The 13,714-nt window shown below is 70.1% G+C and carries 16 protein-coding genes; 10 read left to right on the top strand and 6 right to left on the bottom strand.

The features are described from left to right. The first annotated feature begins 2 nt into the window (after positions 1–2). The 4 genes from G398_RS0107695 to htpX are packed head-to-tail and all read left to right on the top strand — an operon-like array spanning position 3 to position 3,262. Positions 3–362 (top strand): STAS domain-containing protein, encoded by a 360-nt coding sequence (locus G398_RS0107695; RefSeq protein ID WP_026853171.1) that lies wholly within the window; start codon positions 3–5, stop codon positions 360–362. Positions 363–376: 14 nt separating this feature from the next. Continuing rightward, positions 377–802 (top strand): ATP-binding protein, encoded by a 426-nt coding sequence (locus tag G398_RS17045; RefSeq protein ID WP_157492323.1) that lies wholly within the window; start codon positions 377–379, stop codon positions 800–802. A 14-nt stretch (positions 803–816) separates the two neighbouring features. Then, entirely contained in the window at positions 817–2,388 is a 1,572-nt protein-coding gene (locus tag G398_RS0107685) for a PP2C family protein-serine/threonine phosphatase (protein ID WP_026853170.1), read from the top strand. A 34-nt stretch (positions 2,389–2,422) separates the two neighbouring features. Further along, on the top strand, positions 2,423–3,262 hold the full coding sequence (gene htpX / locus G398_RS0107680; protein ID WP_026853169.1) for a zinc metalloprotease HtpX: 840 nt from the start codon (positions 2,423–2,425) through the stop codon (positions 3,260–3,262). A gap of 285 nt (positions 3,263–3,547) precedes the next feature. Here the strand turns inward: htpX and ychF are convergent, their stop codons facing one another. Further along, positions 3,548–4,648: a redox-regulated ATPase YchF gene (gene ychF / locus G398_RS0107675; RefSeq protein WP_026853168.1), complete on the bottom strand. Its 1,101-nt coding sequence runs from the start codon at positions 4,646–4,648 to the stop codon at positions 3,548–3,550. A gap of 130 nt (positions 4,649–4,778) precedes the next feature. Here ychF and G398_RS21050 point away from each other — a divergent pair, with 130 nt between their 5' ends. The 5 genes from G398_RS21050 to G398_RS0107650 all read left to right on the top strand — a co-directional run bounded on the left by G398_RS21050 (position 4,779) and on the right by G398_RS0107650 (position 7,172). Beyond that, a complete protein-coding gene (locus G398_RS21050) occupies positions 4,779–5,015 on the top strand; it encodes an acyl-CoA carboxylase biotin carboxyl carrier protein subunit (RefSeq protein ID WP_026853167.1) in 237 nt (78 codons plus the stop codon). 48 nt (positions 5,016–5,063) lie between these two features. After that, positions 5,064–5,276 carry an acyl-CoA carboxylase biotin carboxyl carrier protein subunit gene (locus G398_RS0107665; protein ID WP_026853166.1) on the top strand — a complete coding sequence of 71 codons (213 nt, stop codon included), beginning with the start codon at positions 5,064–5,066 and terminating at the stop codon, positions 5,274–5,276. 65 nt (positions 5,277–5,341) lie between these two features. Further along, a complete protein-coding gene (locus G398_RS22175) occupies positions 5,342–5,446 on the top strand; it encodes a biotin/lipoyl attachment domain-containing protein (RefSeq protein WP_482184092.1) in 105 nt (34 codons plus the stop codon). Then, positions 5,446–6,231 carry an enoyl-CoA hydratase-related protein gene (locus tag G398_RS0107655; protein ID WP_026853165.1) on the top strand — a complete coding sequence of 262 codons (786 nt, stop codon included), beginning with the start codon at positions 5,446–5,448 and terminating at the stop codon, positions 6,229–6,231. Before G398_RS22175 ends, G398_RS0107655 begins: the two co-directional genes overlap by 1 nt. Next, positions 6,231–7,172, top strand: coding sequence for a cation diffusion facilitator family transporter (locus G398_RS0107650; protein ID WP_026853164.1), 942 nt, complete (start codon positions 6,231–6,233; stop codon positions 7,170–7,172). The genes G398_RS0107655 and G398_RS0107650 overlap by 1 nt, the downstream gene beginning before the upstream one ends. 115 nt (positions 7,173–7,287) lie before the next feature. Here the strand turns inward: G398_RS0107650 and G398_RS0107645 are convergent, their stop codons facing one another. The 4 genes from G398_RS0107645 to G398_RS17040 form a co-directional block, all read right to left on the bottom strand. After that, entirely contained in the window at positions 7,288–8,334 is a 1,047-nt protein-coding gene (locus G398_RS0107645) for an SPFH domain-containing protein (protein ID WP_026853163.1), read from the bottom strand. Between the two features lie 117 nt (positions 8,335–8,451). Further along, entirely contained in the window at positions 8,452–8,802 is a 351-nt protein-coding gene (locus G398_RS0107640) for a PepSY domain-containing protein (protein WP_026853162.1), read from the bottom strand. Between the two features lie 50 nt (positions 8,803–8,852). Next, positions 8,853–9,911, bottom strand: coding sequence for a 3-oxoacyl-ACP synthase III family protein (locus tag G398_RS0107635; protein WP_026853161.1), 1,059 nt, complete (start codon positions 9,909–9,911; stop codon positions 8,853–8,855). A 43-nt stretch (positions 9,912–9,954) separates the two neighbouring features. After that, the gene (locus G398_RS17040) at positions 9,955–10,875 is read right to left on the bottom strand and encodes a formyltransferase family protein (protein WP_052571660.1); all 921 of its coding nucleotides are present in this window, start codon (positions 10,873–10,875) and stop codon (positions 9,955–9,957) included. Positions 10,876–10,952: 77 nt separating this feature from the next. Here G398_RS17040 and G398_RS0107625 point away from each other — a divergent pair, with 77 nt between their 5' ends. Continuing rightward, on the top strand, positions 10,953–12,011 hold the full coding sequence (locus G398_RS0107625; RefSeq protein WP_026853160.1) for a tetratricopeptide repeat protein: 1,059 nt from the start codon (positions 10,953–10,955) through the stop codon (positions 12,009–12,011). A gap of 4 nt (positions 12,012–12,015) precedes the next feature. Here G398_RS0107625 and G398_RS0107620 read toward each other — a convergent pair whose 3' ends face one another. Continuing rightward, positions 12,016–13,698 (bottom strand): tetratricopeptide repeat protein, encoded by a 1,683-nt coding sequence (locus G398_RS0107620; RefSeq protein WP_026853159.1) that lies wholly within the window; start codon positions 13,696–13,698, stop codon positions 12,016–12,018. Between the last annotated feature and the right edge of the window lie 16 nt (positions 13,699–13,714).

The following is a 13,714-nucleotide window of genomic DNA, read 5'->3' as shown; positions in this document are numbered from 1 at the left end:
GGATGGCGGATCTTTCCATTGCGGTGAGGCAGGCGGGGGATGTGGCGGTGCTGCTTCCGGCCGGTTTCATCAACGCCCACACCGTCCGCGAGTTCGAGGAGGCCCTGGAGGGGCTGGTCCGGGACGGGCGCTACACGATCCTCCTCAACTGCAAGAACCTCAACTACATCAGCTCCGCCGGCCTGGGGGCCATCATGGGCCTCATCGAGACCGTCCGGGAGCACCGCGGCGACATCCTGCTGTCCGACCTCCAGCCGAACGTCTTCGCCATCTTCGACACCCTGGGATTCACCCAGCTCTACCGGGTCTTCAACGACGAGGACCAGGCGCTGGCCGCCGTGACCCCCGAGCGGAAGGGGTGAACGTGGCGCCCAGCATGGAACCAGCCGAGTTCCGACTCGTAATCCCCAGTCAGACCCGCTACCTGAACCTGGTGACGGGGCTGGCCAAGCGGGCTTCGCTCGTGGCCGGCCTCGATGACGCCACCGCCGCCAAGGTGAGCATCGCCGTGGACGAGGCCGTGACCAACGTGATCCTCCACGCCTACCACGGCGAGGGCGAGCACAGCGTCGAGCTGGAGCTGCGCTTCACCGAGCAGGCCCTGGAGATCCACATCCTCCATTCCGGCCAGGGCCTCCGCGGCGACCAGATCGTGCTGCCGGATCCCAAGGAATACATCAAGCACCCCCGCAAGGGCGGCCTGGGCCTGCTGCTCATGAGCCGGTTCATGGACGAGGTGCGGTTCAAAGCGGACGAGGGCTCCGGCCGGAACGAGTGCTGCCTGATCAAGAAGCTCGACTGAAGCCCGGGTCCCCCATGCCCACCAACCCCTTCGACCGTCTCCGCCACCTGGCGCTGAAGATCCCGGAGGGGGCCCAGGAGCTGCTGCCCCTCATCGACTTCCTGGAGACCTTCCCGGACCAGGGCACCGAGGAGGACCTCGTCCACCTGGTGGGGGTCACCGTCATGGGCATCGCCCGGACAGGGCAGGGCGGGCTCTGGGATGGCGGCAAGTGGCTGTTCCTGCGGGGTGCGGCCCCGGCCTTCCCCACCCATCCCGGGGAGGGCTGGCAGGTCCTGCCCTGGGCCTACGGCGGGGAGGTCTACGGCCACCTGGTGCTCCGGGCGGGGGAGCTGCCGGACGCCGTGCCGCTGCTGCTGTCCATCAGCGCGCCCCTGCTGGCCTGGCGGCGGGCCGAGGCGGTCCGCAGCACCCAGAACCAGGCCCTGGCCCTGCAGCTCTCCCGCCTGAACACGGTCTTCGAGCTCACTCGCAACCTGGGCCAGGTGGAGACCCGCCAGGATCTCGTGCGGCTCATGGCCAACACGCTCATGGGCGAGTTCCGGATCATGCGGCTCCTGGTGGTGGACGCCCAGGGCGCCGTGCTGCACGCCAAGGGGCTGGGCCAGGTCCCGGAGGTGCTGGAAGGGGACAGCCTGCATGAGCTGGTGGAGGCCAAGGGCCTGGTCCACGCGGTCGAACTGCAGGACCAGAGCCACAGCCACGGCTTCGCCTACGCCGCTGATCCGGCCGTCGGAAAGCTGTCGGAGGACGACGAGGTCTTCCTGCACACCCTGCTGAACCTCACGTCCTCCCAGCTGTCCAGCCTGGAGTTCCGGGAGGCCCGGCGCCAGGCCGAGCGCATGGAGAAGGACCTGGACCTGGCCCGGGACATCCAGCGCCGCCTGCTGCCGAAGACCCTGCCGGAGCCTCCGGGCTGGCAGTGCGCCGCGGCGAACCTGCCCTACCAGGCCGTGGGCGGGGACCTCTACGACCTCTGGATGGCCCGGGACGAGGACCAGGGCAGCCGGCTCCACATGGCCGTGGGGGACATCTCCGGCAAGGGCCTGCCGGCCTCCATGATGATGACGCAGCTCTCGGCCTTCCTGCGGGCCCTGGCGGACCGCCGCGTGAAGGACTGGGGGCGGCTGGCGGAGCGCCTCAACCGCCGCATGGACGCGGTGCGCGACGGCAACCGCTACACCACGCTGTTCGCCGCGAGCCTGAACCCCGAGACCGGGGACCTCCGGTATGTGAACGGCGGCCACAACCCGCCGCTGCTGGTCCGCGCCGGCGGGGAAGTCGTCCGCCTCTCCCCCACCGGCCCCATGGTGGGCCTGCTGCCCGGCGCTGTGTTCCGCGAGGGACGGGCGTCCATGGCGCCGGGGGACGTGCTGGTGGTCTTCACGGATGGCCTGGTGGAAGCCGAGAACGCCGTCGGGGAGGAACTGGGCGACCACCGGCTGGCGGAGGTCATCCGCCGGCGCCCGGAGGCCGGGGCCGATGAGCTGTTCGAGGCCCTGCTGGTGGAGGCTTTCCAGCACCTGGAGGAGGGCCGCTTCCGGGACGATGTGACCCTGGTGGTCGTCAAGCGCATGGGCGCTTGATCCATTCCGTATCCTGGTACGTGGAGGACGCTTCATGAACCAGGCGAAAACCCTTCTCATCATCGTGGCCATGACGGGCCTGCTGGTGTGGATCGGCGGCTACTTCGGAGGCCAGTCCGGCATGGTGCTGGCCCTGGCCATCGGTCTCGTGATGAACGGGGTCAGCTACTTCTTCTCCGACAAGATCGTGCTGGCCAGCTACGGCGCGCGCGTGGTCGACCAGGCCGATGCCCCCGAGCTCTACGCCATCGTGGCCAACCTGGCCCAGCGCGCGGGCCTTCCCACGCCCCGCATCGCCATCATCCCCGAGGACACGCCCAACGCCTTCGCCACGGGCCGCAACCCCGAGCACGCCGTGGTGGCGGTGACCGAGGGCATCATGCGCATCCTCAGCCGCCCGGAGCTGGAGGCGGTCATTGGCCACGAGCTGGGCCACGTGAAGCACCGGGACATCCTCATCGGCAGCCTGGCCGCCGTGCTGGCCCAGGCCATCATGTTCCTCTCCCGCATGGCCTTCTGGATCTCGCCCCGGGACGAGGAGGGCCGCTCGAACCCCCTGGCGGGCATCGCCATCATGATCCTCGGACCCCTGGCCGCCATCCTGCTCCAGATGGCCGTGAGCCGCTCCCGCGAGTATCTGGCGGACGACTACAGCGCCCACCTCACGGGCCGGCCCGACATGCTGGCCTCGGCCCTGGAGCGCCTGCAGGCCTACAACCAGCAGCTGCCCATGGCCTCCGCCGAGCCCGCCACGGCGCACATGATGATCGTGAACCCCCTGAGCGGCGGCGGGCTCATGAGCCTCTTCTCCACCCACCCCCCCATGGAGGTGCGGGTGGAGCGCCTGCGGCGCATGCCCATCGAGGCCCGGTAGGCCTTGAGCGATTAAGGATCCACCACGGAGCCACGGAGGGCACTGAGGGACGCGGCTGGGTGGCTTCGCTAGGCCAGCCGGCGCGGGCGGTCGGCCACGCGATCGCGCGGATCCCGCCCGCGCCGACTGGCGGGGCCGCATGCGGCCCCTGGGCGCGTCGCGCCCCGCGAAGGAGGAGGGGGGGCACGGAGAACTGCCTGGCCCCCAATCCGGTCCGAGGCTCCGTGACACTCCGTGGGTTCCGTGTCTCCGTGGTGAAGTTCTGTTTATGAACGCTGCTCGATATCAGACGTTGAACAGGAAGTTCATCAGGTCGCCGTCCTTGACGACGTAGTCCTTCCCTTCCGTGCGCATCTTCCCGGCATCCTTGGCGCCCTGCTCGCCCCGGTACTGGATGAAGTCCTCGTAGGCGATGACCTGGGCCCGGATGAAGCCCTTCTCGAAGTCCGTGTGGATGACGCCGGCGGCCTGGGGGGCCGTGTCGCCCTTGTGGATGGTCCAGGCCCGCACCTCCTTCACCCCGGCGGTGAAGTAGGTCTGGAGCCCCAGCAGGTCGTAGCTGGCGTGGATGAGCACGTTCAGGCCCGGCTCCGAGAGGCCCGCCTCCTCCAGGAAGAGGGGGCGGTCCTCCTCGGGCAGGTCCTGGATCTCGGCCTCCAGCTTGGAGCAGATGGGGATGCAGGGGGCCTGGCGCACCGCCGCCAGCTCCTGGAGCTTGCGGTAGTGGGCGTTGCCCTCGGGGTGGCGGATGTCCTCCTCCCCGATGTTGCCCACGAAGAGGGTGGGCTTGAGGGTGAGCAGGCCGTAGGACTTGATGAGGGCCCGGTCCTCGGCGGAGAGGCCGGCGGTGCGGGCCCACTGGCCCTCGTTCAGCACGGCGTGGAGGCGCTCCAGGACCGCCACCAGGGCCACGGATTCCTTGTTGCCGGTCTTGGCGACCTTGCGGTGGCGCTCCAGGCCCTTCTCCACGCCGTCCAGGTCCTTGATGACCAGCTCGGTCTCGATGATGGAGAGGTCCCGCTCGGGATTCACGCCGCCCTCCACGTGGGTGACGTTGCCATCCTCGAAGCAGCGGACCACCTGCACGATGGCGTCCGTCTCACGGATATGGCCCAGGAAGGCGTTGCCCAGCCCCTCGCCCTTGCTGGCGCCGCGCACCAGGCCGGCGATGTCCACGAACTCCTGGGCCGCCGGCAGGATGCGCTGGGGCTTCACGATGTCCGCCAGGAACTGGAGGCGCGGATCCGGCACGTCCACCACGCCCGTGTTGGGCTCGATGGTGCAGAAGGGGTAGTTGGCCGAAGCCGCGCCCGCACGGGTGAGGGCGTTGAAAAGGGTGGACTTTCCCACATTGGGCAGACCCACGATGCCACAGGCGACAGCCATGCCTTCCTCCAAGCCCTCCAGTATCACCTACCCGAGATGTGACGAAAAGAACGGCTTCCGGGGCTTGCGCAGGGGCCCGGGCCGCCATACTCTCCCGGCCAAGGTCGCGGACGGGCGAAGGGGAGGCAGCATGATCGTGAGGGCGGAATGGCCGGGTTATGTGGTGGACGTCCTCGTCCGCCCCGGCCAGGAGGTAGAGGAGGACGAGCCCCTGATGATCCTCGAGGGCACGGATTCTTCCCGTACCGCCTTCTACATCAACTCCCCCGAGTCGGGGAAGGTCCGCGAGGTCCTCATGGAGGAGGGCGACTTCGCCTACGAGGACGACGACCTGGTGGTCATCGGCGATTCCGACCGGGACGAGTAGGACGCCCACCGCTACACTGGGCCCATCGTCCTTTTCATGAGGTGGTGGATGGCCCTGGTGCGAGCCGAGATGGCGGGGAAGGTCCTGGAAGTCTGCGTGTCGGAAGGCGACACCGTGGGCGAGGACCAGGACCTGGTGATCATCGAGTCGATGAAGATGCAGATTCCCGTGGGCAGCCCCGAGGAGGGGACGGTCAGCCGGGTGTTCGTGGCCCCCGACCAGTTCCTGAACGAAGGGGATCCCATCGTCGAGCTTTCGTGAGGTGTCTCGTGCGCGGAATGACGGGTGTTGAGGTCTCGCGTATCCCCGCAGGGGATACCGAGAAGATGCAGATTCCCGTGGGCAGCCCCGAGGAGGGGACGGTCAAGAAGGTCTTCGTGACCCCGGACCAGTTCCTGAACGAGGGGGATTCCATCGTCGAGCTGGGTTGATGGAGATCCGGCTCGAGCGCCTCGCCGGAGAGGATGGCGGCATTGTCCTGCTGGGCCTCGACCGCCCCGCCGCGAAGAACGCCCTTGGGCGCCAGCTCATGACCGAGTTCCGGCAGGCCCTGGCCGACCTGCGCTCCGATCCCGCGGCGCGGGTGCTGGTGGTGCACAGCCTGGTGCCCGGCGTCTTCTGCGCCGGGGCCGACCTCAAGGAGCGGGCCGGCATGTCCCAGGCCGAGGCGGCCACCTTCGTCCAGGGCCTGCGTGACGCCTTCACGGAGTTGGAGGACCTGCCCATGCCCGTGCTCGCCGCGCTGGAGGGCGCGGCTTTCGGCGGCGGACTGGAGCTGGCCCTGGCCGCGGATCTCCGCATCGCGGGGGCGGAGGCCAGGATGGGCCTCGTGGAGACCTCGCTCGCCATCATCCCGGGGGCCGGGGGCACCCAGCGCCTGCCCCGGCTCATCGGCGCCGCGCGCGCCAAGGAGCTGATCTTCACGGCCCGGCGCCTCGACGCCGCCGAGGCGGAACGGCTGGGCCTGGTGGACCGGGTGGCGCCCGCTGGGGGCGCGCTGGATGCGGCCCTGGCCCTGGCCCGGGAGATCCTCCCCAACGGCCCCGTGGCCCTGCGGATGGCGAAGCTGGCGGTGAACCGGGGCCTGGAGATGGACCGGAACTCGGGCCTGGCCTTCGAGCGGGCCTGCTACGCCCAGGTCATCCCGACGAAGGACCGCCTCGAGGGGCTGGCCGCCTTCCGGGAGAAGCGGAAACCCCAGTACCGGGGCGAGTGATGTCGGACCATCACCACCATCACGGGCCCAGCACCACCGGGCGCCTGGCCTGGAGCGCCGGCATCTTCTTCGCCAGCTTCGTCCTCCAGGGGCTCGGCGGCTGGTGGACCGGGTCCATCGGTCTGGTGAGCGACAGCCTGGAGAACCTGAACGATGTGCTGGTGAACAGCCTGGGCATCCTGAGCCTGTGGCTGGCCAACCGGCGGGATCCCGACGACCGCTGGACCTTCGGCTGGCATCGCCTGGAGGTGTTCAACAGCCTGGTGGGCGTGGGCTTCCTCCTCTTCCTCGGCGGCGCCGTGGGTTGGGAGGCTCTGGCCCGCTTCCGCCACCCCGTGCCCATCCAGACGGGCTGGGTGCTGGTGTTCTCGGGCATCGGCCTCCTGCTGAACATCGCCGCCACGGTGGTGCTGGTGCCCCGCGACCGGAGCCTGCTGGACCGCGACGCCAACCTGAAGGCCGCCTACCTCCACGCCTTCGCCGACAGCCTCACCAGCGTGTCCCTGGTGGGAAGCATGGTCCTCATCCGCCTCACGGGCTGGCGCTGGGTGGACCCGGCCATCGCCCTGGTGATCCTGGTGGTCATCCTGCGGGGCGCCGTGCTCCTGCTCCGCGACGCCGTGGGCATCCTCATGCACCGCGCCGCCTTCGAGCACGAATCCGTGAAGGCCGAGCTGATGGCCCTGCCGGGCATCCTCGGCGTGGAGGACTTCCACAGCTGGAAGATGTGCAGCCACCTCACCGTGGCCACGGCCCACATCATCGTCGCGGCGGAGCGCCTGGGGGAGACCGAGGCCTTCCTGGAGCGCATCGAGCGCCTGCTCTGGGAGCGCCACGGCGTCCGCCACCTCACCGTCCACTTCGAGACCCGCGACATGGCCGACCGCCACCACCACCGGTTCCTCCACCGGCATGAGGTGGAGGGGGGGCATCACCATTAGGGACAGTCTTCAGTCCTCAGTCCTCAGCCTTCAGGAAGGGCGGCCCCGGGCCGCCCTTCTGCAGTTGCTGAAGACTGAAGACTGATCCCTGAAGTCTGATCCCTGAAGACTGCCCTCAGTTCCCCATCCCGTGCTTCTTCATGATGGCGGCGCGCTGGGTGTCGTACTCGGCCTGGGTGATGAGCTGGCCGTCGAAGAGCTCCTTGAGATCCGTGAGTTCCTCCTTGAGGGACTTCGCCGGGGCGGCCGGAGCGGCGGGGGCGCTGCCCGCGGGGAAGCCCTGCTGGCCCATCTGCTGGGCGGCGCCGGCCATCTGCTGGCCCATCATGTTGCCCATGCCGAAGCCCAGGCCCACGCCCATGCCCATGCCGGCCACGCCGCCGGGGTTCTGGGCGGCCAGCGGGATGCTGTCGGCCACCTGCATCTGCGTGTAGGCGCCCATGACGGGGGCCATCATGCCCACGCCGGTGCGCTTGTCCATCATGGCTTCCACTTCCTCGGGGAGGCTGATGTTCTCCACGAAGAACTTGGACAGCTCCAGGCCCATGGTCTTGAACTCGTCCTGGAGCTTCTGCTTCACCAGGTCGGAGATCTCGTCGTACTTGGCGGCCAGGTCGAGGGCGGGGATCTTGGCCTCGCCCAGGGCATCCGTGAAGCGGCTCATGATGGTCTTGCGGAGCTGCTCGGAGATGTCGGGCACGGTGTAGACGCCGTTGGTGCCCACCAGCTGCTTGAGGAAGGTGCCGCTGTCCGCCACCTTGATGGAGTAGATGCCGAAGGCCCGGATGCGCAGCATGCCGAAGTCGGCGTCGCGCAGCATGATGGGGTTCGAGGTGCCCCACTTCAGGTCGTTGTAGAGCTTGGTGGAGATGAAGTAGACATCGCTCTTGAAGGGGCTCTCGAAGCCGTACTTCCAGCCCTTCAGCGTGGCGAGGATGGGCAGGTTCTGGGTGGTGAGGTTGTGCGTGCCCGGCTTGAACACGTCCGCCAGCTGGCCCTCGTTGACGAAGACGGCCTCCTGGCTCTCGCGCACCACCAGCTTGCCGCCGTTCTGGATCTCCTGGCCCCGCATGGGGAAGCGCCAGGCCAGCGTGTCGTTGGAGTCATCCAGCCATTCGAGGATGTCGAGGAATTGGGCTTTGCCCCAGTCCATCAGACCCATGTGTCGTTCTCCTTGTGGCATCGGCCACAGGTACGATTCTAGGCTCCCCTGTCAATCCAGACAGGGCGGAGCGTGTCAAAAACCGGCGAACGATCGGCGCCCGCCGGACAGCCGCCGTCAGCGGCTGCCCTTGACCATGCGGACCGGGCCATCGCCCTTGCCCTTGGCGCCGGGCTGGTCGATGCGGGCCTTGCTGTGGACCATGTGGGTGTCGCTGTCGATGATGCAGCGCCAGCCCCGCTCCTCGCCAGGCATGCGGAGATCCACCTCCCACCCGCCGGAGGCGCCGTTCAGGGGGATGCGCCGGGCGGTGATGGCCCGTCCGCCGGTTTCCCGCTCGGCGATGGCTTTGGCTTCGCCGGCGGTTTTCACGGGGCCGCCTGCGTGCTTGCGGGATCGGGGGGTGCCTGCGGACAGGACGAGGGCGGGGACCAGCGCCAGGGCGGCGCCGAAGGCCAGGACACGCATGGGGACTCCGGGATTTGCCTGGATTCTACCGCGGCCGGGCCGGCGGGCAATCAGGCCCGGTAGAGGGCCGCGCCCCAGTGCAGGCCCGAGCCGAGCGCGGTGAAGGCCACGAGCATGCCGGGCTTGATGTGTCCGGCCTCCATGCACTCGTGGAAGAGGATGGGCAGGGTGGCCGCGGTGGTGTTGCCATAGCGCTCGATGTTGTGGGGCACCTTCTCCGGCGGCAGGCCCAGGGCCTTCTGCACGCCCTCGATGATGCGGAGGTTGGCCTGGTGGACCAGCACCAAGTCGAGTGATTCCACGGCCACCCCGGCCTCCTCGCAGACCTGGCGGATGGCCTGGGGCATGAGGGTCACGGCGGACCGGAAGACCTCCTTGCCGGACATGATCGGGATGGTCTCGCCGGCCTGGATCTGCTCGGGGGTCACGAAGGGCCGCCGCTTGAAGCTGGCGCCGGTCATGGTCAGCACCCCGGCGCCGGTGCCATCGGTGAAGAGGCGGGTCTTCAGCAGCCCGGCCTCCCCTTCGCGGGCCTCCATCACCACGGCCCCGGCGCCGTCGCCGAAGAGCACCGTGCGGTCGCGGCTGAGGGTGTTCTCGGCGCGCTCGGCCTCCGTGATCTCCCGGGTGGACTGGCCGATGAGGGTGTCCCAGCCCAGGTGCCAGGGCATGAAGGCCGTATGCACCTCGGCGCCCACCAGCAGGACCCGCCGGTAGCGGCCGCTCTGGAGGAGGAGGTCCGCCAGCTCCAGGCCGTAGAGGAAGCCGCTGCACTGCTGCCGCAGGTCGAAGGTCGGGATGTCCGTGCGCAGGCCCATGGCCGCCTGGAGCAGGGGGCCGTTGCCCGGCAGCACGTGGTCCGGGGTCATGGTGGCGAAGACCACGGCGTCGATGTCCTCCATGCGGAGGCCGGCCTTGGCCACGGCGGCGCGGGCGGCCATGGTGCCGAGCTCCGCGGAGCCCTGGCCCGGTTCCGCGTAGCGCCGCTCCTGGATGCCGCTGCGCACCCGGATCCACTCGTCGGAGGTGTCCATGAGCCGCGCCAGCGCCTCGTTGGGGACGATATGCGGAGGCACGCCGATGCCTGTTCCAGTGATCACGGTTCGCATGGAATGCCTCTCTGCAGATGGGAGCGGACCAGCATACCCCAGGTCAGCGCTCGGGCACACCCAGCCGCCGGAGGGCCGTGGCCTGCTCGCTGGGGCGCTCCAGGCGCGCGCCCTCGAGCTTCAGGGTGTGGATCCGCAGGGCGCCGTCGGCGAATCCCAGCAGCACGCCCTCCCGCGAGGCGCGGAAGGCGCCCTTGGGGCAGGGCAGCTCCGTGGGCAGCGCCCAGGCCACCTTGACGGTTCCCTCCGCGGTCTCGAGGAAGGCATTGGGCCAGGGGTCGGCCACGGCGCGGATCTGGTTGAAGGCCTCCCCGGCGGTCATGGCGAAGTCCAGCCGGGAGTCCGCGGGCTTCCGGCCGCCGAAGTAGGTGGAGGGGCCGAGGCTCTTCTGGTCGATGCGAGGCAGGCTGCCGTCCGCCAGGCCAGGCGCGGCCTCGCGCACCAGGCCGCGGCCCGCATCCGCGGCCTTCAGGGTGAGGCTCAGGGCCGTCTCGTCCCAGTCGATGGCCAGCCGCGCCTGGGCCAGGATGTGGCCGTCGTCGGGCTTGGGAGTCATGGCGTGGAGGGTGACGCCGGTCTCCTGCTCGCCCTTCACCAGCACCCAGTTGATGGGGGCCCGGCCCCGGTACTTGGGCAGGAGGCTGCCGTGCAGGTTGTAGGCGCCGAGGCGGGGGAGCTCCAGGAAGCGCGCCTGGATCATCTCCCGGAAGTAGAAGCTGAAGAGGAAGTCGGGCCGGTGGGCCCGGATGGCCTCGAAGACCTCATCGGTGTTGAAGCTGTCCGCCATGTGGACGGGGATCCCGCGGGCCGCGGCCACCTCGGCGGGAGGGGTGAACCAGCGCTCGTCCGGGCTTTGGGCGTAGGTGTAGAGCGCCTTCACCTCGACCCCGGCCTCCAGGAGGCCCTCCAGGGCCGCGGTGCCCACGCTGGAATAGGCGCATACGACGGCAGTCGACCCAGGCATAATCCCTCCTTGTCCAGCATCGCATAACCCGTTGACCAACCCCTTCGTAGCCCCCATGTTGTGCCGGGAGTACTCCCATGCGCGTACGAGTCCTGACCCTTCTGCTCGGCGCCGCGATGCTGACGGCTGGCGACGATCCCTTCGAACCGCCGCCGGAGATCCAGGCCTTCGCCCGCCAGCACACCATCGCCCGGGAGAGCGTTCCCGCCAAGGTCGGGGCCCTGCTCCGGGCCTTCTTCTCGCCGGTGGAGGAGGGTGGCCTGGGGATCGTCTACGACAACGCCTACACCCGCACGCCCAAGGAGGTCTGGCGGGACCGCAAAGCCAACTGCCTCGGGCTGACGGCCCTCTATGTTGGGGCCTGCAAGTCCATCGGCCTCGGGGTCCGGTATGGCGAGCCGCTCCGCATCAGCCGCTGGCGCCGGGTGGGGACCACGGTGCGCTTCGAGCGGCACGTGGTGGCCGTGGTGCAGGGGGGGACGCCGGGCCAGGAACTGGTGGCCGACTTCCTGCCGGAGGTGCGCCGGGACAGCCTGCTCATCGCGCCGCTGGAGCCCAAGCGCGTGCTGGCCCTCTTCCACAGCAACCGGGCCGTGGAGCTGATGGCGGAGTCCCACAACGATGAGGCCCTCGTCTCGGCCCACCGCTCGATCCAGGTGGATCCGAACCTGGGCGTGGGCTGGAACATCCTTGGCGTGGTGCAGCGGGCCCAGGGGCTCGAGGCCGATGCGGAGGCATCCTTCCGCAAGGCCCTGGCCGTGGATCCCAAGGACGGCGCCCCCTGCGGGAACCTGGAGAACCTCCTGCGGGCCCAGGGGCGCGTGGAGGAAGCCCAGACCTTCCGCGAGCGCGGGCTGGAGATCCGGAAGCGCGACCCCTTCTTCAACGCGTTCCTGGCGGAGGAGGCCCTGGGGGAGCAGCAGGTGGAGGAGGCGGGCCGCCGCATCAAGCAAGCCATCAAGCTCCTGCCCATGGAGCCCGAGTTCTACTGGATCCAGGCCCGGATCGCCCTGGCCCAGGGGCGGACGAAGGACGCCATCAAGGCCCTGGAGAAGGCCCGGAAATGGGCCCAGCCGGAGGCGCAGGCACGCTACGACAGCAAGCTCACGCTGCTCCGGAACATCTCGCCGGGCTGAGTTCTCAGTTGGCTTCCAGCTCCGCCAGCCGGGCCTGGGCGTCGGCGCTTTCCGGGTGGTGCAGGAGGCACTCCCGCAGGTAGCGCCGGGCCCCCTCCAGGTCCTCCAGCTCCCGCCGGGCCTCCGCGAGGTGGATCAGGGCCTCCTCGGACTGGCCATCCACCTGGAGGGCCTGCCGCCAGTGGCCTTCGGCGCGATCCCAGTCGCCCAGCTCGGCGCAGCCGTGCCCCGCATCCAGCAGGTAGCGGAGATTCTCCGGGTCCATGCGCGCGGCGCGCTCCAGGTCCGCCCGGGCATGGGCATGGTCGCCCAGGTTGGCCCGGCCGAGCCCCCGCAGGTGCCAGAAACCGGCCCGCTCCCGGCAGGCCTCGCCCAGCCCGTCCAGGAAGGGCAGCAGGGCCTCCCAGGCCTCCAGTCCCGCCAGACAGTCCGCCTGGAGCAGGAGGAGGTCCGTGTCGCCTGGGATCCGCTGGAGCAAGGCGGCGACTTCCCCGCAGGCGGCCTCGTACTCCCCGAGGGCCACCTTGACCTGGAGGAGGAGGGGCGGGTGGTGGTCACCCTGGCCTTCCGGCGGGAGCTTGGCCAGCAACTCCCGGGCAAGGGCGGGGTCGTCCTCCCACCAGAAGGCGAACTCGGCGCGCCGGAGCTGCCACTCCTGCCGGAGGGCCTCGCCGGCGCCTTCGTCGCCGGCGGGAATGGCCCGCCAGGCCCGCCCGAGGCTCTGGAGCGCCTCGTCGTCGCGGCGCAGCTCGAGGGCGGTCTGGTACCGCTCCATCCAGAGGCGGAAGCTGTCCGGCCAGTGGTCCATGGCGGCCCCGATCATCCGCCAGGCTCCCTCCAGGTCCCCCAGGCGGCGGCGGGAGACGCTCTCCGCGAGCCAGAGCTGGGCCGGGCGCCGCTGGTCCAGGGGCAGGCCCCGGACCAGGGCCAGGGCCTCGGCGGGGCGGCCCTGCCGCAGCAGGTGCATGGCCGCGGCGCCCCGATCCCAGGGCAGGCGGGGGTCGCCGTGGCGGGTGGCCAGGAGCTCCAGGGCCCGCTCCGCCACATCCTCGCGGCCATGCTGGAGGCCGGCCAGCATCAGGTCCTCGAGCACCAGGGGATCGTCCCAGGCCAGGGGCAGGGCGGCTTCGAAGTGGACCCAGGCCTCGTGCAGGGCGTCCTCCCGGCCCGAACGCAGCAGGAGGATGCCCTGGAGGTGGCGCAGCCGGGCCATGCGGGGGGCGAGGCGGATGAACCGGTCCCCCCAGGCCAGACGCCGGACCGAGGGGGTGTCGCCGACGCGGCGGAACGCCTGGGCCACCAGCGGGCGCTTCCAGAGGGGGAGCCGCGCCAGGTGCGCGTCCAGGGCGTCCAGCCAGGCCCGGTCCCGGTAGCCCAGGGCCAGGTCCGCCGCGCTGCGCAGGAGCCGGATCCGGTAGCCCAGCTCGCCGGTGGCCAGGGGGGTCCGGTCAAGGCACTCCGCCACGGCCGAGGCGGGCTCGCCCGCCGCCCACATGGCCTCGGCGCGGGCCAGCTGCGCCGGGTAGATCCAGGCCTGCCGGAGCGCCCACCCCAGCCACGCCCCGGCGATCACGGTGAGGGGGAGGATCCACCCGAAGGCCGGGCTCAGGCGGAACCCCTCCACGGAGAGGAGAACCAGCAGGAGGATCAGCAGCGCGCCCAGGGCCGGGCGGAGAGAGGCCTTCATCATGGCACCAGGGTAC

Source organism: Geothrix fermentans DSM 14018 (assembly GCF_000428885.1).
Classification (GTDB): Bacteria; Acidobacteriota; Holophagae; order Holophagales; family Holophagaceae; genus Geothrix; species Geothrix fermentans.
This window is presented reverse-complemented; position numbering and strand designations above follow the sequence as displayed.